The organism is Planctomycetaceae bacterium (assembly GCA_041398785.1).
Lineage (GTDB): Bacteria > Planctomycetota > Planctomycetia > Planctomycetales > Planctomycetaceae > JAWKUA01.
Window position 1 is genome coordinate 95,913 of record JAWKUA010000008.1, and the last position, 20,810, is coordinate 116,722.

At 60.0% G+C, this 20,810-nt stretch carries 16 protein-coding genes; 3 read left to right on the forward strand and 13 right to left on the reverse strand.

Going from position 1 to position 20,810, the window contains the following annotated elements:
* Positions 1–27 precede the first annotated feature (27 nt).
* The gene (locus tag R3C19_11300) at positions 28–717 is read left to right on the forward strand and encodes an ABC transporter ATP-binding protein (GenBank protein MEZ6060938.1); all 690 of its coding nucleotides are present in this window, start codon (positions 28–30) and stop codon (positions 715–717) included.
* Positions 714–2,363: an ABC transporter permease gene (locus R3C19_11305; GenBank protein ID MEZ6060939.1), complete on the forward strand. Its 1,650-nt coding sequence runs from the start codon at positions 714–716 to the stop codon at positions 2,361–2,363. The genes R3C19_11300 and R3C19_11305 overlap by 4 nt, the downstream gene beginning before the upstream one ends.
* Before the next feature lie 96 nt (positions 2,364–2,459).
* Here R3C19_11305 and speA read toward each other — a convergent pair whose 3' ends face one another.
* From speA to R3C19_11335, 6 genes are all read right to left on the reverse strand, one after another.
* Entirely contained in the window at positions 2,460–4,385 is a 1,926-nt protein-coding gene (gene speA, locus R3C19_11310; protein ID MEZ6060940.1) for a biosynthetic arginine decarboxylase, read from the reverse strand.
* Between the two features lie 121 nt (positions 4,386–4,506).
* Positions 4,507–7,611, reverse strand: coding sequence for a protein translocase subunit SecD (gene secD, locus R3C19_11315; protein MEZ6060941.1), 3,105 nt, complete (start codon positions 7,609–7,611; stop codon positions 4,507–4,509).
* Between the two features lie 131 nt (positions 7,612–7,742).
* On the reverse strand, positions 7,743–8,138 hold the full coding sequence (gene yajC / locus R3C19_11320) for a preprotein translocase subunit YajC (GenBank protein MEZ6060942.1): 396 nt from the start codon (positions 8,136–8,138) through the stop codon (positions 7,743–7,745).
* Between the two features lie 53 nt (positions 8,139–8,191).
* The gene (gene tgt / locus R3C19_11325) at positions 8,192–9,310 is read right to left on the reverse strand and encodes a tRNA guanosine(34) transglycosylase Tgt (protein ID MEZ6060943.1); all 1,119 of its coding nucleotides are present in this window, start codon (positions 9,308–9,310) and stop codon (positions 8,192–8,194) included.
* An 80-nt stretch (positions 9,311–9,390) separates the two neighbouring features.
* A complete protein-coding gene (locus R3C19_11330; GenBank protein MEZ6060944.1) occupies positions 9,391–11,385 on the reverse strand; it encodes a cation acetate symporter in 1,995 nt (664 codons plus the stop codon).
* Positions 11,382–11,627: a DUF485 domain-containing protein gene (locus R3C19_11335; GenBank protein ID MEZ6060945.1), complete on the reverse strand. Its 246-nt coding sequence runs from the start codon at positions 11,625–11,627 to the stop codon at positions 11,382–11,384. Before R3C19_11335 ends, R3C19_11330 begins: the two co-directional genes overlap by 4 nt.
* Before the next feature lie 660 nt (positions 11,628–12,287).
* Here R3C19_11335 and R3C19_11340 point away from each other — a divergent pair.
* On the forward strand, positions 12,288–13,229 hold the full coding sequence (locus R3C19_11340; GenBank protein MEZ6060946.1) for a hypothetical protein: 942 nt from the start codon (positions 12,288–12,290) through the stop codon (positions 13,227–13,229).
* Positions 13,230–13,630: 401 nt separating this feature from the next.
* Here the strand turns inward: R3C19_11340 and R3C19_11345 are convergent, their stop codons facing one another.
* The 7 genes from R3C19_11345 to R3C19_11375 all read right to left on the reverse strand — a co-directional run bounded on the left by R3C19_11345 (position 13,631) and on the right by R3C19_11375 (position 20,765).
* A complete protein-coding gene (locus tag R3C19_11345; protein MEZ6060947.1) occupies positions 13,631–13,759 on the reverse strand; it encodes a hypothetical protein in 129 nt (42 codons plus the stop codon).
* A 223-nt stretch (positions 13,760–13,982) separates the two neighbouring features.
* On the reverse strand, positions 13,983–15,290 hold the full coding sequence (mgtE, locus tag R3C19_11350; GenBank protein ID MEZ6060948.1) for a magnesium transporter: 1,308 nt from the start codon (positions 15,288–15,290) through the stop codon (positions 13,983–13,985).
* 213 nt (positions 15,291–15,503) lie between these two features.
* Entirely contained in the window at positions 15,504–16,016 is a 513-nt protein-coding gene (locus R3C19_11355; GenBank protein ID MEZ6060949.1) for a hypothetical protein, read from the reverse strand.
* A gap of 209 nt (positions 16,017–16,225) precedes the next feature.
* Positions 16,226–17,041, reverse strand: a complete 816-nt coding sequence (locus R3C19_11360; protein MEZ6060950.1) for a hypothetical protein — start codon at positions 17,039–17,041, stop codon at positions 16,226–16,228.
* Entirely contained in the window at positions 17,028–17,519 is a 492-nt protein-coding gene (locus R3C19_11365; GenBank protein ID MEZ6060951.1) for a hypothetical protein, read from the reverse strand. Before R3C19_11365 ends, R3C19_11360 begins: the two co-directional genes overlap by 14 nt.
* The gene (locus tag R3C19_11370) at positions 17,516–19,786 is read right to left on the reverse strand and encodes an aminotransferase class III-fold pyridoxal phosphate-dependent enzyme (GenBank protein MEZ6060952.1); all 2,271 of its coding nucleotides are present in this window, start codon (positions 19,784–19,786) and stop codon (positions 17,516–17,518) included. The genes R3C19_11365 and R3C19_11370 overlap by 4 nt, the downstream gene beginning before the upstream one ends.
* A complete protein-coding gene (locus R3C19_11375) occupies positions 19,752–20,765 on the reverse strand; it encodes a hypothetical protein (protein ID MEZ6060953.1) in 1,014 nt (337 codons plus the stop codon). The genes R3C19_11370 and R3C19_11375 overlap by 35 nt, the downstream gene beginning before the upstream one ends.
* Positions 20,766–20,810: the final 45 nt, after the last annotated feature.

Genomic DNA, 20,810 nt, shown 5'->3' on the forward strand with positions numbered 1-20,810 from the left:
CACGCCAGTGGAGCCGAACGTCAGTCCATGATCCGCGCTGAATCCGTATGCCGACGCTACGGCACGACCGACCATCAGGTTGTCGCTGTGAATGACCTGAACCTGACCGTCGAAGCGGGAGAACGTGTGGCCATCGTCGGACGCAGCGGCTCCGGCAAGTCGACCGTGCTGAATCTGCTGGCTGGTCTGGACCGTCCGACAGAAGGGACGCTGACGATCGATTCCTGCCGGCTGCATGAACTCAGCCGCGACGAAATGGCGGAGTACCGGCTGAAGACAGTCGGCATGATCTTCCAGTCATTCCAGCTCATCCCGCAGCGGACGGCTCTTCAGAATGTGGAGTTGCCGCTGATCCTGAGCGGCGTTTCTTCGAAGGAACGGAAGCGGCGCGCGGCGGAATGCCTGGGGCAGGTTGGATTGTCCGCCCGAAGCACTCACTTTCCCTACGAAATGTCGGGCGGTGAGCAGCAGCGAGTTGCGATTGCCCGAGCTCTGGTCAATCGCCCCGGTGTGCTGCTGGCCGACGAACCGACGGGAAACCTGGATTCGTCAACCGCCGCGGAAATCGTGAATCTGCTGAACGACGTGTGCCGAAATTCAGACGTGACCTTCCTGCTGGTGACTCACGATGAACCACTGGCGGAACGGTTCGGCACGCGCCGGCTGACGATGGCCGACGGAGTTCTGTCCGAAACACCGCGGGAGTCGCCGGCGTGACATGGCCTGAGATCGTCCGCATGGCGGTTCACAATCTGTGGCAGCGCCGATTTCGAACGGCGCTGAACCTGATCGGTATTGTGATCGGCTGTGTCGTGCTGCTGATGACGGCAGCCGGTGCCGCCGGCGTCCGTGACGCGTTTCAGGCACTGTTTGATGCGTCCGAATTCGCGAAGCAGATCGAAGTCTATCGGACTCACGGATCGCGCTCGGAACCGCCGGACGGAACGATCATCGTGTCGGGAAACATGTCTGACGAACGCCGGGAACGAATCCGCGAGAGACTGGTGCAGCAGTGGAAGCAAAAGCGAGCCGACCGGAAAGATCACCCGATCAACGCCGAAACACTTGCGAAATTTGCCGCGATCGAACATGTCCAGGCGGTGGTTCCTCACTCGTACATTTCATGCCGCGTCGAACTTGTCGGGGCCGACCTGCCAATTTCCGACATGGCGGCGGTGTCCACGGCGGCGGCCGGTATGGATGCGTCCGGTTTGTCGAGTCCTGATCTGCCCGCGGACGAAATTCTTGCCGGAGTCACCGGGGCGGGTCCGCCGTCGAACTCACTGCGACGCAGCGTGATCGAAGGCAGCATTCTGGAAGACAACGACCATTCCGGCGCACTTGTGCATGAGTTTCTGGCGTACCAGCTTGGCTTTCAAAGTGACGAAGACCTGAAGCGTCTGGTCGGCCGCACGATTCGCCTGAAGTGGAAGATCACAGGGAAGGCTTCATCGCTGTTCGAGATGTTCTCGTCACATGCAGGGCAAATTCCATCGGACTTTCTGGCTCAGCAGACACAGTTCACAGCCGCCTTTCAGCAGTTGATCGCGGATCTGGACCGAACGACTCTTTCCGGCGAACAGAAGGCGCTGCTGCGACAGGCGATGGATGCGTCGGCAGGTCAGTCGCGGGCACTGGCTGACGTCGTGAAGGAAAAGACGTTCACGATTCGCGGAATCTATCGTTCCGGTGCGGGGGAATCGCTGAGCAGCCTGTTCTATCAGCAGCTGATGGGTGAAAACGTCGAGATACAGATTCACCGCGATGTCGCTGTGGACTGGCAGCTTGCTGAGGTGAAGCACCACGACTTTCACAGTGCCGTTCTGATCGTCGACAGCAGCCGGCATCTGCGGGAAGTGCATGACCGGCTGGAAGCATCCGGCTGGCGCGTGTTTTCGGCGGTCCGCATCATGGAAAACATCAACTGGCAGATCGATCACAACCAGTGGGTCGTATTCGGTGTTGCGGCCGCAATTCTGCTGACGGCAGCCATCGGCATATCAAACACGCTGATCATTTCCGTCATGGAACGCACGCCGGAGTTCGGCATCATGAAATCGCTGGGAGCCAAAGACCGGCACCTGGTTGCCCTGATGATGTCCGAAGGAGCGATGCTGGGCCTGATCGGCGGCGTGCTGGCGTTTGTGCTCAGCTGGTCGATGTCGTTCGTTGCTCAGGTGTTTGTGCGCATGTATCTCGAATCCGAGATCCGGGGTCAGGTAACCGGCCCCTTGTTCCGCTTTTCGATACCGCCGGTGCTGCTGATGCTGGGAATTTCAGTGATCGTGTGCGTCGGAGCCAGCATCGTTCCCGCAATCCGCGCGGCTCGTCTCGACCCCGTCGTCGCCATGCGGCGGACGTAGGCGAACCTGAAATGCGCAAGAGACGGTCTTTGTCAGCGGACCACATCTTACACGGAACAGATCCGGCGCAAGCGCGAAACGCCAGCGCCCACAATGTTACGGCACGTCCGGCTCTTCCAGGTACGTGTAGCCGTTCAGGGCTTCTTCGTAGAATTTCACGAAGGCTCCCGCTTCGGCGTGAGTGATGCGGTTCTGGCGAACGGCTTCTTCCACTGCCACCTGCAGTCGATGAATCAGGTCGCGGCCGCTGAACTGAACGTAATCCAGAACTTCGCTGACGGTTTCGCCCTTCAGAATCGTGTCGAGCACGACTTCACCGGATTCCGACAACTCCACGTGAACCGCGTTCGTGTCGCCGAACAGGTTGTGCAGATCGCCAAGGATCTCCTGGTAGGCTCCGATCAGGAACGCTGCCAGGTAGTACGGCGAGCCGTCATATTCATGCAGCATCAGAGTGCGCTTGACATCGCGGCGATCGATGAACTGATCGATCTTGCCGTCGGAATCGCAGGTGATGTCGCTCAGGACCGCATGTCGCGTCGGACGCACGTTAAGCCGATGGATGGGCATCACCGGAAAGAGCTGCTTGATCGCCCAGGAATCCGGCATCGACTGGAACAGCGAAAAGTTGCAGAAGTAGTTGTCTGACAGCATCCGGTCCAGCTTCTGCAGTTCCTCCGGAACAAATTCCATTGACGCTGTCAGCGTCCAGATGCGATGACAGATGGCAAAGTACAGGTTCTCCGCGACGCACCGCTGGTCGAGCGGCATGTGACCGGTGGTAAACAGCGTCATGACAACGTCTATGGACTGCTGAGCGTCGTGGAAGCTTTCCAGCGCGTTTCGAAGTGTCAGCGACTTGTAAGTCAGGAACAGATCATGCACGGGCTGCGGAGCACCTTCATCGGGTGTCAGTTCCTCCAGCGGTTCTTCGCGACCCTGCTGGGACACACCCAGGACGCTGAAGACCAGCACGCTGTGAAACGCCGAAATCGCTCTTCCGGTTTCCGAGATGATATTGGGATGCGGGATCTCCGCGTCATCGCAGACTGTCTGGATGTGAAACACCACGTCGCGAGCGTACTCTTCCAGCGTGTAGTTCATGCTGGATTCGAAGTTTGTCTGCGATCCGTCGTAGTCGACGCCCAGTCCCCCGCCAATGTCCATGTACTTCAGCCCGGCTCCGCGCTGGACAAGTTCGACGTAGACCCGCGATGCTTCGTTGAGGGCGGCTTTCACCTGGCGAATGTTCGTGATCTGACTTCCCAGATGAAAATGCAGCAGGTGGAAGCAGTCTTCCATGCCGCGATCCTTCAGTTCGTCCAGCGCCGTCAGGATTTCGTTGACCCGCAGCCCGAACTTTGAGCGGTAGCCTCCGGACGACTGCCACCGGCCTGCTCCGCGCGCGGCCAGTTTCACGCGCATCCCGATGGCGGGCCGCACTCCTAGGCGGTCGGCGTGCTGTAGAATCAGTTTCAGTTCCGTGTACTTCTCGACGACCGGAATGACATGGCGGCCGACTTTCTGAGCCAGCAGCGCCATTTCAATGAACTCACTGTCCTTGAACCCGTTGCAGATGATGGGAGTTTCCGGACTTGTCATCGCCACCACCGCCAGCAACTCCGGTTTGCTGCCAGCTTCCAGCCCGAATCCGTACTCCCGACCGTACTCGATAACCTTCTCAACAACTTCGCGCTGCTGGTTGACCTTGATGGGATAGACGCAGGAGTACCGGCCGCGATAGTTGTGTTCGCGGATGGCGTCCGCAAAGGCTGTGTGCAGGACTTTCAGGCGGTCCCGGATGATGCCGTTGAATCGCAGCAGCACCGGCACATCCAATCCCCGGATCTGCAGTCGTTCGACGAGTTCCTTCAGATCGAGTGACCGGATGGAGTTTCGTTCCGGGTGGACTCGCAGGTTGCCATCTTCACCGACGGAAAAGTAGCCGTTGCTCCACCGCGGCACGTCGAACAGTTCGGCGGCGTCGGTGACGGACCAGGGGACTGTGATGGTGTCGATCATCCGGCAACGGTACTCGCGAATCTGTGAAGGGAAAGCAAACGCGGGACCGAGCGGTCTCGATTCCCGGAGCCTCTGACAGGCAGCGCGGCGGCAATAGCGCCGCGCCTGCTGCAGTCTGCTGTTATGCCCGAACTCTGCCCGCCGCGCCACCATCGCGGTTCATCAGCCAGATCAGGATCGGGCTGGCGACATAGATCGAACTGTAAGTACCGACCAGGATCCCGATCGTCAGACAGTAGGCAAAGCCGTGGATTCCTTCGCCGCCGATGACATACAGAATGATCACGACCAGGAACGTCGTCAGTGACGTCAGCAGGGTTCGCGACAGTGTCTGGTTCAGAGACGTGTTGACGATTTCCGGGGTCATTCCGGGATTCTTGCCGCGAACTTCGCGGATACGGTCAAACACCACGATTGTGTCGTTCAGGGAATACCCGACGATTGTCAGAAACGCGGCGATCATGGGCAGATTGATGCGAAAATCCTGCAACTGCAGCAGATCGCCCACCGGATTGCCGCTCAGGAACGATCCCACAGCCACCATCCCAACGACGATCAGCACGTCGTGGACCAGAGCCGCGACGGCCGCCAGACCAAACGTGATCCGCTGGAACCGAAACCAGATGTAGCCCACGATGGCAATCAGGCTGACAACGATGGCCGTCAGCGCGTCGACCTTCATCTCGTCGGCGACGGAACTGGCGAACGTATTGACTTCGTCGAACAGCGGACTGGTTGCCAGTTTCTGCTGCATGCCGGACAGCGCGGCGGCGAAGTCTTCCTGCGGAATGGCGGACATCGTTCGGACAACCGCCGTTGAGTACTTGTGAACTTCGTGCGTTCCGGCTTCCAGACCCGACCCCGCCGTGCCTTCGACGGCGATCAATTCACCCAGATCCGGATATTTCAGCTTGTCCCCGGCTTTGATTTCGCCAAAGGCTTCGTCGAGTATGTCGCGGATGGTCCCCACGGCAACTTCGGTTGACAGAGTGATCTCAGCAGCGCGGCCTTCGTTGAACCGTTTCAGCTTCAACGCTTCGGCTGATTCATCGTCGGCAGCGATAGTGATCTGGCTGATATCGCCGTACGTCATCGAAACCTTCAGCAGCTTCATCGACGGAGTTTCATTGAAAGCGTCGTTGACCCTTCGCCGCACGCGATCTTCAGCGGACTCCGTTGGTTCGTCAGTTCCGGCGGTGTTCGCTCCGGAATCGCTTTCGGTGGTGCGCAGCCGGAAATGCTTCCCGGCGGCTCCCGTATTCTCGCCGGCCAGCGTCAGGCGCTCGACCGTGAAGCTTTCAGGAAACTGAGCTGTCAGCGCCTGTTGAACATCTTCGGTTTCGGCCGGCTCCGTCAACTGAAACGTGACCATCGTGCCGCCGGTGAAGTCAATGTCGTAGTTGTTGTCGCGAATGAAGAAAGCTGCCAGGCCCGCGACGATCAGGGTCGTGGACATCAGACCGCAGAACTTCTGCTTGCCGACAAAATCCCAGTTGGTATTCCCGACAAAGCTGAACATCCGCAGTTGTTTGATCCAGCGTTTCTTTTCCGCCAGATCGAACACCAAACGCCCCACGAACAGCGCGGTAAACATGCTCATCACGATGCCGATGAACAGAGTCACTGCGAAACCCTTGACCTGATCGGTTCCGATGGCGAACAGAATCACGGCCGTAATCAGCGTGGTGACGTTGGCATCGACGATTGTCGAGAGAGCTTTTCCGAATCCGTTTTGAATGGACATTCGTAAGCTGGACCCGCGGCCGACTTCCTCGCGCATTCGTTCAAAGATCAGCACGTTGGCGTCCACGGCCATACCGATCGTCAGCACAAAGCCGGCGAGCCCCGGCAAAGTGAACGTCGCCTGAATACCGATCATCACGGCCAGCACCAGAATCAGGTTCAGCAGCAGACAGATGACGGCGACCACACCGGAGAACCGGTAGTAGACCAGCATGAACAGCACAACGACGACGCCGGCGATGAAGATCGCGTTGACGCCCTTGTTACGGACATCCTCGCCCAAAGTCGGGTCGACGGTCGCTTCGCTCAGCGGCTTCGGGTCGATGGGAACTTCCAGCGCTCCGGCATTCAGGACATCGGACAGTTCCTTCGCTTCGGCGACGGTGAAGTCACCGGTGATCTGGCCGTTGTCCGTGATAACGGATTCGATATCAGGAGCGCTGTAGACTTTTCGGTCCAGGACGATTGCCAGTCCGCGTCTCGCCCGACCCGGCTTCGGCTGGTATTCACCGGTCAGCCGGCCGAACAGAAACGCTCCCCGCTGATTAAACCGGAACGACACCATCTGGCGTCCGTTTTCGGGGTTGATGCGAGGCGTCGCCGAGGTCAGATATTTCCCGCTGACACGTTCATCCGGAGGCTGCACCAGCAGCAGGTATTCTTCGGTATCGTACTTTTCGGTGACCCCTTCCACGGTTCGAAGTTCCTGGACGGGCCGCCGTACGGCATCCGTGCGTCCAAGCAGTTTCGGCTTGCCGTTGATTTCGAATGCCGGCAGCCAGATGGCTTCGACTTCGTTGTCGGCTCCCAGCAATTGTTTTTCGTCGGTGCCCAAAGCTCTTGCCCGCTTCACGATGGCGGACTCTTCGTTCGCATTGGCAACGATGTAGAATTCCAGGCTGCCCAGCTTCACGATGCGGCGCTTGATCTCGTTGACCGTCTGAGGATCCTGGCCGGGAACAATGACCTCCAGCCGGTCCGCACCGACCTGCCGCACGGTAATTTCTTCCGTGCCGGATGGATTGATGCGTTTGGCGACAGCGCCGACCATTTTGTCCATGACGGCATCGTCGATCGTCTTGCCTTCTTCCGGCTTGACCTGAAAAACCATATTGGTGCCGCCGGCCAGGTCGATTCCCAGACGAACCACTTCCGACATCGGTTCACCGCGCCTTGCCTGCACGACAAACGGCATCAGGCCGATGGTCAGTGCCAGCAGAGTGACACCCATTCGAGTTCCAAGTTCCCGCACGTTCAGCAGTTTGGCCAGCCAGGCTCCGATGACGAACGGGCCGATCAGCACCAGCAGGACCACCAGCAGTCCGAGCGCGACGCTGAGACCGCTCGCACCGGCTGCCTGAGCGGCGTCTCCGGCCGCTGTGCCGGCGGCGTCCGCGCCTTCCTTTGCCGCCTCAGCCACCGTTGCGGCGGCGTCCGCATCCTGCAACGCGAGCGTCAATACTCGATGAAACACGTCGAACATTCGGAAGAATTCCTGATGAAAATCGAACACCGTCGTCATGACGGCTGGCGGAAAAATGTGTCACACCCCGATTGCCGGAAACAGTCCTGCGGCGAGCCTGCACATGAGGAGTCCGACGTTCCACTTGGCAGCTATTTCGAATTGTTCGTGTCGGTCACGTCTTCGTACACCGTTTGGATACTGCTGCGGACGAACTTGATTCTGGTTCCGTCGTCGACTCTCAGAGTGACGCGGTCGGCACTCAGGTCCACAACCGTTCCAATGATGCCGCCAATCGTGACCACCTTGTCATTCTTCTTAATCGCGGCCAGCAGGTCCTTGCGTTTGCGGGCTTCGCGCTGCTGCGGCCGGATCATGATGAAGTAAAAGAAGAGGCCGATTGCCAGAATTGGCAGCAACGGACCCAGAGGACTGACCGGTTCTGCACCTGCCCCGCCCTGCCCGCCGCCGGCAGCCGGAGCGTCGCCGGCGTCTTGTGCAAGCAGCAGCAGGTTGCCAACGTCGACCGTCAGACTGGAAAATGTCACTGAAAAATCCACGCTCGTTCAAGGAGTGCCGTCGTCCGGAAAAACGCGGTATCTTAGGACTGCGTCTGCCAGCGGGCAAGCTGACTGCGCCGGAACTCAGCGACCGTCCCCGCGATTACCGCTTTTCGGAGATTCCGCACCAGTCGCTGGTAGAACGCGATGTTGTGCAGCGACAGCAGCATCGGTCCCAGCATCTCCTTCGCCACAAACAGATGCCGGAGGTAAGCTCGGGTATACCGCGTGCAAGCCGTGCAGTCGCATTCCGGATCCAGCGGCCGCTCATCGCGCTGATACACCGCGTTTCGCAGCCGGACGTGCCCAAGGCTGGTAAACGCCATCGCGTTGCGGCCGTTTCGTGTCGGCATCACACAGTCGAACAGGTCGACTCCGCGACAGACGGCTTCCAGAATATCGGTCGGCGTTCCCACGCCCATCAGGTACCGTGGCCGGTCCCGCGGTAACAGCGGCACCGTAAAGTCCAGCGTCCGATACATCTCGGCCGGAGCTTCCCCGACGCTGAGTCCGCCGATCGCGTAGCCGGGAAGGTCTATCGGCAACAGGCCTTCCGCGGAACGAGCCCGCAACGCTTCATTGGTGCCGCCCTGAACGATGCCGAACAGCGCCTGATCTTGCCGCCGCTGAGCGTCCCGGCATCGCCTGGCCCACAGCGTCGTCCGGTCGACGGCAGCCTGAATGCGCGCCGGCGTGTCGTCGGCCGGCGGACATTCATCCAGACACATGATGCAGTCGGCGCCCAGGTCTTCCTGGATCTCTACAGCCTTCTCCGGCGACAGTTCCAGAAGCCGACCATCTATGTGCGAGCGGAAGACCACCTTCTCGTCGTCGAGCTTTCGCAACTGAGCCAGGCTGAAGACCTGAAACCCGCCGCTGTCCGTCAGAATCGGCCCGTCCCAGTCCATAAACCGATGCAGCCCGCCGAGGTCTCTGACCACATCGGACCCCGGCCGCAATGCCAGATGGTACGTGTTCGCCAGGACCATCTGAGCGCCCGCAGTTCGAAGCTGATCCGGAAGCAACCCCTTGACGGTGGCCAGCGTCCCGACGGGCATGAACGCCGGAGTTTCCACATCCCCATGCGGCGTCACCCACCGTCCCGCGCGAGCGGACGTGTGCTGATCGGCGGCATCGAGATGAAAGCTGAAAGCGGACATGCGCGTGCATTGAACAGGCTCCGACGACCGGCGCGAAGTCCGCCCGCCATCCCGCACTTTCGCTCCGAAGCGAGCGCGACTTACGTCGCGCTGCTCGCCGGGCTTTGCTTCGTCAGTAGCGACACGACCACCAGCGTTGCGAAGCCCAATGGGATCGTGACGATGCCCGGCTGCGTGAATGGTGTCAGCGCGTCTTCTGCCGGAAGACCGTAAACAGCGGTGAAGGTGTCACTGCTGAGCAGGATCCAGCCCAGAGAACTGACCATCCCGACGACAATCGCCGCGATGACCCCCTGGCGAGTCACACCCTTCCAGAACAGAATCATCACCAGCGACGGCAGGTTCGCCGACGCAGCGATGCTGAACGCCCAGCCGACCAGATAGCTGACGTTCAGGCCCTTGAACAGAATCCCCAGCACGATCGCAATCGCACCGACCAGCACGGACGAGATCTTTGCCAGCCGGACCTGTTCTTCGTCGTTGATGTCCCAGTTCGTCAGGTTTTTCAGCAGGTCGTGAGTGACCGCGCCGGCGGAGGCCAGAATCAAACCGCTGACGGTTCCCAGCACGGTCGTAAACGCGATGGCCGAAATCGCGGCGAACAGCCACGTGTTCATGCTCTTCGCCAGCAGCGGAGCCGCCATGTTGTTGTCCGCCACATCCATCGCGCCGCTAGTCATGGCTCCCAGACCAATGTACAGAGTCAGCACGTAGAAGAAGCCAATGCTGGCAATCCCGACGATGGTGCTCTTGCGGGCCGCGCTTTCATCCTTCACCGTGTAGTAGCGAATCAGAATGTGAGGCAGCGATGCCGTGCCGCAGAACAAAGCCAGCATCAGCGACAGAAAATTCAGCTTGCCGATCGGGTCGGTGCCGCGAATGCCGGCGAACTTGGGGTGCTCACCCGGACGAAGGATTTCCCGGCCCGGCGTTGTCTTCTGATAATAGACCGTGGTGCCGAGTCCGTCCGCATCGCTGATCGTCTCGCTGCGCCACAGAACGACTTCGCTTTGCTGGAACGTGCTGAAGAAGCTCAGCAGACCGACCGGGCCGGTGCTGTCCTGATCGCTGGGAAGCCGGCTGACTCGGCCGACGGGATACAGCTGCGTTTCGCCTTCCCCCTTGCCTTTCGGAAGTCCGTTGACGAATGTCCTGCCGTCGATCGTTTGTACCGTCTGAGTTTCCGTCAACACAGCCGGAGCGTCGCCGCGATCTTCGATTCGCCACACAGATACGCGATCGGCAGCCGCATCGCGAAACCGCAGGTATGGCTTTGACTGCCAGCCGCCGGTCGCGGCCACATATTCCGCTCCGAGAATAGCCTGCAGTTCCGTCACGACGTCGGAATTCTCGATGCCGTCGATCAGCCCGTCGCCCGTCGAATATACTCGCGACAGATCTCCAGTCGGGCTGATTGTGCGAAATTCGTGAGCCGACGGATCAGCCGGTTTCGTTGAGAATCCGCGTTCCAGCAGCATCCACGTCAGAATCGCGCTGAAGATCACCAGCAGCGAACCCTTCAAAAACTGGACCCACGTTGTCGAAACCATTCCGGCGGTGACCACGATCAGGATCACTACGGTTCCGACGATCACGACACCCAGCCAGTGTTCGTCGAAACCCAGCAGCGGCTGCACGAGCGCTCCGGCACCGACCATTTGCGGGATGAGATAGAAGACGCTGACAACCAGAGTGCTGATGCCGGCGGTCACCTTGATGCCTGTCGAATCGAACTTCGCGTCCAGAGCGTCGGCGAATGTGAACTTGCCGAGTCGCTTCATCGGCTCGGCCACCACAAACAGCGCGACGATCCAGCCCGCCAGATAGCCGATGGAATACAGAAAACCGTCGTAGCCGTAGAAGGCAATCATTCCGCAGATGCCCAGAAACGACGCCGCTGACAGATAGTCGCCGGCGAATGCGATACCATTCACGAACCAGGGGATCTGCCCGTGAGCCGCAAAGTAACCGGCGGACGATCGCGCCTTCCGCCCCAGCCAGAAGCTCAGCCCCAGCGTAAAGCCGACGAACACGACAAACAGAGCTACTGCCTCAAAGACCGCTTCGTGAATCACGGCTTGTCCTCCCGCTGCTGGCCGACGTCGGCCGACTTTCGGCACAGAAATCCGTAGACCAGTGCCAGAACAAGCGCCGCGATGATCAGCCCGAATCCGTACCAGATGGCCAGATTGATGCCGGCGAAGGGAGTGGCTTCCATGGTCTGCGGCGAAAAAGCGTTCAGCAGCACGAAGCCGCCGTACAACAGCAGGTACACCCCAAACAGAATCAGCCCGGTGCGGGCGTTGGTCGGTTGCATGAAGTGGAATCCCGATATTTCGATTTTCGAATCGCGTCAGCGCTTCGGCCGAGCATGGCCCCGGCGAACGGCGCGACGTCAGTTCGCCATCGCGCTGCGGACACGTCGACCGGCGCGTTTCGTATCGTGACGGCGGACTTGCGTCGCGCTGCTCGCGGACAACGTACGGCGAACCATACACCGGGTGGCTTCCGTCCCAAAACCAAACGCCGGACGACTTCCGGTCCGGCAAATGCTGACGGTCGCGCAAAACGGGCAAACTGAAAGTGTCGGGAAACCACGACGGGTCCGGCGTCGTCGGACCGGCAAGGCATGGCTGCGACGCCTGTTTTGGCTGTGCTGCCTTTGCCATGGGTTCCGATACTTCTTTCTGCAGGAATACCTCCGGCCAGCCGTTCCAGCCGCTTTGGATTCAGGGACAAATTCCTCTGTCGATGCTGCCGCGGTCAGCTTGGCCGTTGGTGTTCCCGCCCGACCCACCGAATGCAGCCCGCCCCGCAGGGAAGCGGGACGGCTGCGGACGGGTCGCCGGATGTTGTCCGTCGTGCCCGCTCACTGGTCCGCGAACCAACGCGTTTACCGCGTCGGCCAGCGGACAAGTGAAGACCCGGCGACGAACACGAATCGTTTGAACGGATTCCGTCAGAAAGGATGGCAGACATGAGGTCGCCGTCGTGGTTGCACATACTTTGTTTCGTGATCGCCATTCCCATCTTCTTCGTCCGGGCTCACGGCCAGTTGGTGCCGGGCACGGGCGTGCGACTGAACAACGTCGGCGATGACTTCGAAGACGAGAACTGGCAGTGGATTCCGAATGGTCCCAAAGCCAGTCGTGAACAGGACGAACAGACTCGTCCGCCGATGGGCTATTCCGCCAACCGCCGCTGGTTCGAAAGCCCCAAGCGGGGAATGCCGGACGTGATTCAGCGAGTCCCCACACCGGCCGGCGGAATTTCCGGCAGCAAGGGAGCACTCAAGTTACAGACCCTGAACAGCGGTATCCCGGGTTTCGCCAGCGGTCAGATGGAACAGGACGACTTCATCATGGCCTGCTCATCACGAATCGGCGCGGTCAGCATTGGCCGCAGCCCGAGCTGCACGGTTCGAGTCTGGCTGCCGCCTTATGAAAACTGGGAGAACCGCAGCGGATCGCATTTCGGATACCGCATGGACCTGAAGACCACTGTCACCGAAGCGAAGAAGCGACGGCTGTTCTTCTCGAAGACCGAACGCAAGCAGGAACCATACTGGCCCGGATTCTTCATCGAGTTCCACAGCAGCCACGATCCGCGGTACAAGCAGGACGAAGCTCAGTTGCTGATTCGCGGAAACAATCTCGGCCATGAAGTCAAAAGCATCATGCTGACTCCCGGCTGGTGGACACTGGGAATGTCGGTGACTTCGAACGGTGAAGTCCACTACTACGCTCGCCAGGGTGTCGAAAACCTGCGGCCGCAGGATCACCTCTACAGCAGCTTTCCGTACGGCTTCTCCGCCGAACAGTTTGCCACACACTTCTTCAAGTCCGTCAACATGAACGACGGCCGAAGCTGGTCGACCCCGTTCATCATTGACGACCCGGCGGTCTACGTGCTGAGGTAACGACCGTGGACAGCAAGTGACGCGCTGCGAGTTATAGCTCCCCGCTGTTGACAGCCATGAGAAAGGCAACAATACAATACAGCAGGATCACGGGACCGCGATACAACCGCAGGTGCATGGGAAGCGGGTCCAGTTCGCCGGTATCCGTTTTCCACGTTCGCGGGTGTGAACACTCTCGGACTGGTCGCTCCAGGTTCGGACCTCATCCCCGGTTTTCGGGTGATAATAGCCGACGACCGGGCAGCGGCTCGCCGGGTGTTGTCATCGAGATTGATTTGTCGCTGAGGCGGCCCGTTTCGCGTTTGCGACATCAATCAGCGTTCACGACGACGCGGTGTCGGACGGCACTCCAGTGCGATTGCGGACTCACGTTGCACAGCTCGCCAATGGTCACGCGGCACCTATCCCAGCCCCATCCACAGACCAAGCACAAACGACGCGACGAGCACCAGGACCACCCAGCGAATCCAGGTTTGCCGCCGAGCCGGTGTCGTGCTGCGGTTGCCGTGGTCCGGGAATTCTCTCGCCACGAAGTCGTCATAGTCGAAGTCATTGGGATCTTCGGCAGAATATCCGTCGTCAGACGCCGCGTACTCGTCGCTGTATCCGCAACTGCGGCAAACCTTACGGCTCGCCGGCCAGTCGGCACCGCAGTTCGGGCACGGGAGATTTCCTTTGATTCGTGTCGCGGCACGGTGAGTAAACTGCGATTTCAGATCTGAGATTTGAGAGTTGTGACTGGACGCTCAGCTCTCACAGCAGCAGCGCCGCGCATCCCAGGAACGAACCGAATCCGATGATATCGGTCGCCGTCGTCAGAAAGATGCTGGCCGACTGAGCGGGGTCGCGTCCGAGTGCTCGCAGGATCAGCGGAATCACGGAACCGGCCAGCGCTGCCATTGCCATCGTCACAATCATCGACGAGCCGATGACGACGCACAAGCGTCCCGCGTCGGGCAGCGATTCACCGGTTGCCAGTCGCCATCCCAGCACGGCCGCAGCGGTTACGACCGAGATCAGAGCACCGTTGATCAGGCCGCCCAGAACTTCCTTGCGGACCACTCGCCCGCTGACTCCGGGAATGATTTCCCGCAATGCCACACCGCGCATCACAACGGCCAGAGACTGCGATCCCGTGTTTCCACCCTGACCGGCAACCACCGGCAGCAACACAGCCAGAGCCGCGACTCGCGAAATCACACCTTCGAACAGACCGACCACAAAGGCCGCCATGAATGCCGTCACCAGATTGACCAGCAGCCACGGCAGACGATTCTTCACGACGACACGAACCGGCGAAAGTGCGCGTTCTGTTGCTCCGGCACCCACGATTCTCTGCAGATCTTCAAAGCCCTCCAGTTGTCCGGCTTTCAGTGCTTCACTGTGCTGAACGACTCCGATCAACCGCCCTTCAAAGTCAACAACGGGCACCGCCAGAAACTTCCGTTCGCGCATCTGGTTGACGACTTCTTCGCGAGGCATGGTGTCCGGAATGACAAACACGTTCGTCCTGACCATCGGTTCCAGTTGCTGAGTCGGATTGGCCAGCAACAGATCCCGCATATTCAGCACGCCCACCAGCCTTTGCGATCGGTCAGTGACGTAAAGGTAGTGCAGGGCTTCTCGCGGAGTGCTTCGCAGGCGAGCGATCGCCTGCTGCACATTCAGATCGATCGACAGGGCGGCGACGCGAGGTTCCATCATGCCGCCGGCGCAGTCGTCGGGGAACTCCACAAGCTGCTGCAGCGTTCGGCGAGACGAGGCGGGAACGGCTTCAAGGATCGCGGCCCGCTCGTCTTCCTTCGCCTGTTTCAAAATGGCCGCGGCCGATCGCGGTGACATCTCCGCCAGAACTTCCGCCGCCCGGTCAACCGACATGGCAACGATCAGCGGCATTGCCTTGTCCAGGCTCAGCCGCTCCAGCAGCGACACGCGCTGATGTTCCGGCAGGCTGTCCAGCAACTGCTGAGCGTCGCCAACCGAAAACGTTTCGACAACGCGGCTGGCGTCGTCCGGGTGAAGCTCGGCGAACGTATTGAAAGCGGATTCAAATGGCTGCATGGCATGAGTCGTCGGATCAGCAGAAACGGATTCGCAGCCGGATCGTACCACACGGCGCGCCTTCGCAGATCACTGAGGACTCTGGAGAGCCTGATACGGCAGCCCTCCCACCAGGCTCACCGTCAGCCAGCCGAAAGGGGGATCGCACGAGCGGGGGCCCCTGCCTCCTTTTTATTAATCAGTGTTGTTGAGCGGCGTTCCTTCTGCCGCACGTCAAAGCTCGGGTCGGTCCAGCAGATCGTCCAGTTCGTTGGCGAAGATTTCGTCCAGGCCGACGAAGCCCAGATCTCGGTTGCGTTCGAAGAAGAACCAGTCGCGGTCGGAGCCTCCGAACAGCGCGTCGCAGTGACTGTCGGTTCCGACCGTGCCGCCGGCTGTGAGAAACGTGTCACCGTTTGCTCGCGGACCGCTGCCGACTCCGGACAGATTGCGAACCCGCGTTTCGTAGTCTCGGTCGGACGTCCACTCGTCGCGCACCTGCTTCAACGCTGAATGCGAATCGGCGAACGTCACGAACCCCGCGATCAGGATGTCGTCACCGGAAGTTCCGAAGATTGCGTCGGAACCTCGTCCGCCGACTGCCACATCACGGCCGAAACCGCCGGGCAGCAGATCGTTCCCCGAACCTCCGTCGATGAAATCGTCCGCGCCGCGAATTGACTCTGCACGACCCTGCCATTCGCACTTAATACCCACATTGTTTGCGACATATTCAGCAAGTCTCAAACTGTCGGCGTTTCTTTGCCAAGGCGGCGTCCGCTGTCGCCTGCGGACGTTCAATGGCTGAGCCCTTCGCCAGATGGATGCAAATCGGCTCACCGCCCTCGGCGATGTGGCAGTCATCCTGTTCCAGCCGCGTGACATTCCAGGCGACCGCCTGCGAAGAACACGTTCAGCGAGCCGGCCGGCTTGAGCGGCGTCGGTGGGATTGGACGTCAGGTCGCGGCAGATCGTCCTCCGCTGATGCAGGCAGCGCCGGGTATGTGGTCGAAGCTGCCTGCATTTGTACGGCGTGTCTCGTCAAATGGTCGTCGCTGTCTTTTCTCGCAGGCCACCGCGCGTTCAAACCGGCCGTGCCACAGAAAATGGCTGGCTTGATCCGCGCAGACGCGCAGCAGGGGAAGGCGGACGTGGTCGCCTTTGATCACGATGTGGTCCGCTTCCACGCTCAGGTGAGTATTCCGGCGGCGCACCACCCAATCGCTCGACGCCGCGATCACGCCGATCTCTGTCGCCGCCGGTTCGTCCATCCGGTTCACCACGCTCTGCCGCGACGACGACAGTTCGCTCAGCACGGGACAAATCGGTTTCAACACCAGCGAATCGAATCGCGCGAAGTGAGAACCGCCGTTCGGTGGAGCCAGCATGACCACTCGCCGGATGAACGGACTCGGCCAGTCGCACAGCATCTGACGCACAATGATGCTGCCCAGACTGTGAGTCACAAAATCCACGTGGTGCAGCTCTTCGGCTTCTACCGCCCGAAGTACCTCGTCGCGCAACGCCGATGCGTGCTGAGCGATCCGTTGGCGCGTGCTGGAATAGCCCCACAGCCGAGTCGCATGGCCATGAATGTTCAGCAGGCGAGCCATCCGCTTCATCACAAACGGCCGCGCTCCGAAGCCGTGCAGCAACCAGACGTGCCCCGCATCACGCGCAGTTCGCGCGTCACCGATCGGCGTCGGCGAGTGCAGCGAACCAGCCGGACCACCGCCACCAGCGGGCGGCGCGATTAGATCAGTGCCGTTCATGCCGTCTGGCTCCGCCGTCGAACACCAGATAGTTCAGCAAAATCGGCAGCTCATAAATCGACAGCAGCACGAACAGCGCCGAACCCTTTCGATACTTTTCCGCGAACTCCGACATGTCCATTTCCCGGTCATAGACGCGGTGATTCCAGTTCTGAAATCGATGCCACACCACAATCAGCAGCACGTGAATCCACACCGGCACGGAAGGCAGCAGCAGGAACACTCCCAGCAGCGCCGTGATCGTCAGTCCGTTCACCAGCAGCAATCGCAGCGGAAGATTGCGTGCCAGCAGCCCGAAGTAAATCGCCAGACACACACCGATGATCCACGGCGAACCAGGCAGCGCGAACACGATGCCGTACAAGGCGATATAAATGCCGGCGACGGCAATCAGATGCAGGACGTTGATGCCGAACTGTGAGTGACGGCACAAATGCCGTCGGTATAGCTCATCGAAGTTCACTCGCAGCAGACTCATCGATTCGATCTCCCGAATGTCAAAAAACGCAGCCTTCCACTCAACGGACGCATGGCGACACCGGGCAGAGTGTCGGCCAGCAGTCGCCACGTCGAACGACGCAGCACGTCCGCGATGGTGGCACAGATTGATTGCAGTTCGTCATGCGTCACCGTCAGCGGCGGCGTCACTTTCAGTACGTTGGGTTCGTACTGACAGAATCCTGCCAGCACCGGAAACGTCGGATGTTGCAGCATCGCCAGCAGCGACAGTTTCCAGATCGCGCGCTGCAGGCGTCGCGGTGAACCGGACACGACACGAAGTTCGATACCCGCCAGCAGACCGAAACAGCGAACTTCCGCCACCACCGGACGGTCGGCCAGAGCCGCCGTCAGCAGATCAGCGAATGTCCTTCCCGATTCGATCACGCGTGCTTCCAGATCCTGGTCGGCCGCTCGACGAAGAGTGCCCAGCACCGTTCGGTAGCCCGCCGGATAGTTGTTTCGCCGGAGAAAGTCAGCGGCAATCGAACTGCCGGCCGCATCAAGCCGTCTCTGCACATCATCCGAATGCAGCGTCAGCGCGAAGGGAAACATCATGTCCGACGTACCCTTGCCGATCGTCAGCACGTCCGGCTGGATGTCGCAATCCGTGCTGCGCAGAAAAGGCCCGGTGCGGAACATCCCGGTCTGCACTTCGTCGACGAACAGCAGACAGTCGTGAGTGCTGCGCAGTTCCTTCAGACACGTCAGCACGATCGCGGGAACCGGTCGCACGCCGCCGACTCCCTGAACTAATTCCACCTGCACGACTCCGATCGGATACCGCTCGAACGCGCGGTGAAGCTGCGCCACAGCGTCGTCCGCAAATGGATCCACAAACACAACACGGGAATACAGCGGATCAAGCCCTTCCTTCAGGTAGTCACCAGACGTTCCGGTCAACGCGAACAACGTCTTACCGCCGAAGCCTCCGCGCAGAGCCAGCACCCATGTGCGCGGTGCCTGAGCGACGAGCGCGATCTTCAGCGCCTGTTCCACCGCGCTCGCACCGCTGACCGCCGGAGTCACGTGCTGCAGTCCTGTCAGTTCGCTCAACCGTGTTTCAACTTCGACACGGCATTTGTCCGCATCACCCGCCGTTTCGAGTTCTTCCGCGTACGTCGCAGGATTGTGGCCACGCACGCTGCAGGCGACTCCCGCTACGCAGTCGAATAGTCGGCGATCATTCGCGACGACGTAATGCCCGTCGGTTCGCACGTCGACATGGTCGAAGCCGGCAACGCAAATCAGCCTGGCCAGCGAACGGCTGTAGCAATTCGCAAACACCTGGCGTCGGAAATCGATGTCGGAGTCAATGCGTTGCAGCGTCGGCCCTTCGTCGGTCATCAGGCCGGAAGCAAATCGATCCAGACAGCGCAACATGTGCAGGCTGGAAATGGAATTCGGCTGAAACGTAGTGGAATGAAATGTTGCCTTGCCGGGAACGTTCCACAGCCCAAACAAATCATCGCCGGCCACGAACGCTCCGAACGGAACATCGTGGTCCGTGAACGATTCATCGAACACGACGATATCCGGCACGCAGTCTCCCATCGCCGGCTGTTTGACGCGCCCCGAAGAGAATACGGAGTCACGATCCAGACAACAGATCAGCAGCGGTCGCTGCACCTGCCGGTTCGCGGCCGCCAGCAACCTGCGAAGGCCAGCCGACACATTCGGATCTTCTGCCACGTCGGCTTCGAACCAAACGATGAAGTCGATGTTGCCGCCAGTGTCGTGTGAATCGCCATCCTCTTTCGAGCCTGTTCCGGGCTTCTCGTCGCGAACCTCATCGATATCGGGGAGGAACCGAATTGACACCGATCCCGCCCGCGTGGTCGCGAAGTGCATCAGCCGCGACTGCGGATCAAACACCACGCCGCGCGGGTGCCGTTGGCTGTTGTGAGTCGCGGCGTCGGCCGCGCGGCGTTTGTTGGCGGCAAACCGAGCGAGCTTGACGGCTCCGCTGACTGCTTCGTCCAGGCTGTTTGCCAGAAACGCCTGCGGCCGCTGCGACACAGGTTGATCAGGCCACCGCAGGCTGACGATTCGGATCAGAAGATGACAGTTCTTTGCGACGTGGGGGTTCAAATACAGCCGAAACAGATTCGGAATCCGTTCGCGCACGAGACGGCGGCAGGTGGCGACCAGCTCGCGGCTGATGCCTTGGCCGCTGATTCCACTGCTGCTGTCCGTACCACGGATGATGGGGTCACAGACTGTGTTTTCCACGATTGAACCGGGCATAGGGAAGGTGCTCGCGCATAAACTCGGTGAACTGATGCTGATCGCGGCGCTTCATGAACAGGTCGGCCGAAATGCGGTCCCTGTCGGACCCTGGCGAGTTCGGCATTCCGTCGCGGCGAAAAAAACGCAACTGGATCTTGGACAGCGGCAGTTGACGATGAGCCTGCCAGAAGACTTCAAACTCGTCCCTCGTCAGGAACAGCTCGACATGAAAACCAAATCGCCGGACGAGCGTGTGAAACACCCATGACGAAACCGGGTTCTCTTCCAACCGGTCCCACAGGCGGCCCAGTGAATCGCGAGCAACCTCGGTTGCGTTGTTCACCAAACCGCCGTCCACTGGTTCACTCGCCGCGAACCAGGTTCGCACGCAGACGTCATCATCAGTCGCGCTGGACTTGCGAATCTCGACATTGGACGCCGTGGGCTGATCAAAGGCATTCCAGATCGCCGCCGCGTCAGGATTTGTCAACGTGACTTCGCGACCATAATAGTGCTCGCGCGGCCGAGTGTTGAACACAAGCCGCAGCACGAGCAGACCGCCGGACGAATTGTACATCGCGTCCGCAAAGTTCGGATCGCCGCGCCGAAGCGTGACAAACCGGTCTTCGCACATGTCATAGGCGAGCACAGATTCAATGGTATCTCCAAGAGTGGACACAGCGCTGCCGGATCCATGCACGGGAACCATGAACACCGTGCCCATGCTGATATAGGAATAGTTGGGCAACACGTGAAAATCGCGATTCGCCTGATGAAGCTTTGCCACCGTCTGCTTCAGCAGCATTCCGCTGTCAACGCGAATCCGGTTCCTGCCCAGTCGCAGCAGTTTTGCACTGGCGGTGGTCTGCACGATCGTACGTCCGGGAAACTTCCAGCCGAAATGAGTGACGCCGGTGTTGTATCCGGCAATCGCAATAGAGTTCCGGTTCCACGGATGACACAGCGTCAGCAGCTCCTCGACGGAATCCGGCCGCAACGTATGGAGGCTCCATACACCCAGCCCTGGCCTGACATATCGGGC

Excerpts from the sequence above, each read along its gene's own strand:
- R3C19_11365 (MEZ6060951.1), bottom strand. The coding sequence starts at position 17,519 with ATGAGTCTGCTGCGAGTGAACTTCGATGAGCTATACCGACGGCATTTG.
- R3C19_11370 (MEZ6060952.1), bottom strand. The coding sequence starts at position 19,786 with ATGCCCGGTTCAATCGTGGAAAACACAGTCTGTGACCCCATCATCCGT.
- tgt (MEZ6060943.1), bottom strand. The coding sequence starts at position 9,310 with ATGTCCGCTTTCAGCTTTCATCTCGATGCCGCCGATCAGCACACGTCC.
- speA (MEZ6060940.1), bottom strand. The coding sequence starts at position 4,385 with ATGATCGACACCATCACAGTCCCCTGGTCCGTCACCGACGCCGCCGAA.
- R3C19_11360 (MEZ6060950.1), bottom strand. The coding sequence starts at position 17,041 with ATGAACGGCACTGATCTAATCGCGCCGCCCGCTGGTGGCGGTGGTCCG.
- mgtE (MEZ6060948.1), bottom strand. The coding sequence starts at position 15,290 with ATGCAGCCATTTGAATCCGCTTTCAATACGTTCGCCGAGCTTCACCCG.
- secD (MEZ6060941.1), bottom strand. The coding sequence starts at position 7,611 with ATGTTCGACGTGTTTCATCGAGTATTGACGCTCGCGTTGCAGGATGCG.
- R3C19_11335 (MEZ6060945.1), bottom strand. The coding sequence starts at position 11,627 with ATGCAACCGACCAACGCCCGCACCGGGCTGATTCTGTTTGGGGTGTAC.
- R3C19_11300 (MEZ6060938.1), top strand. The coding sequence starts at position 28 with ATGATCCGCGCTGAATCCGTATGCCGACGCTACGGCACGACCGACCAT.
- R3C19_11340 (MEZ6060946.1), top strand. The coding sequence starts at position 12,288 with ATGAGGTCGCCGTCGTGGTTGCACATACTTTGTTTCGTGATCGCCATT.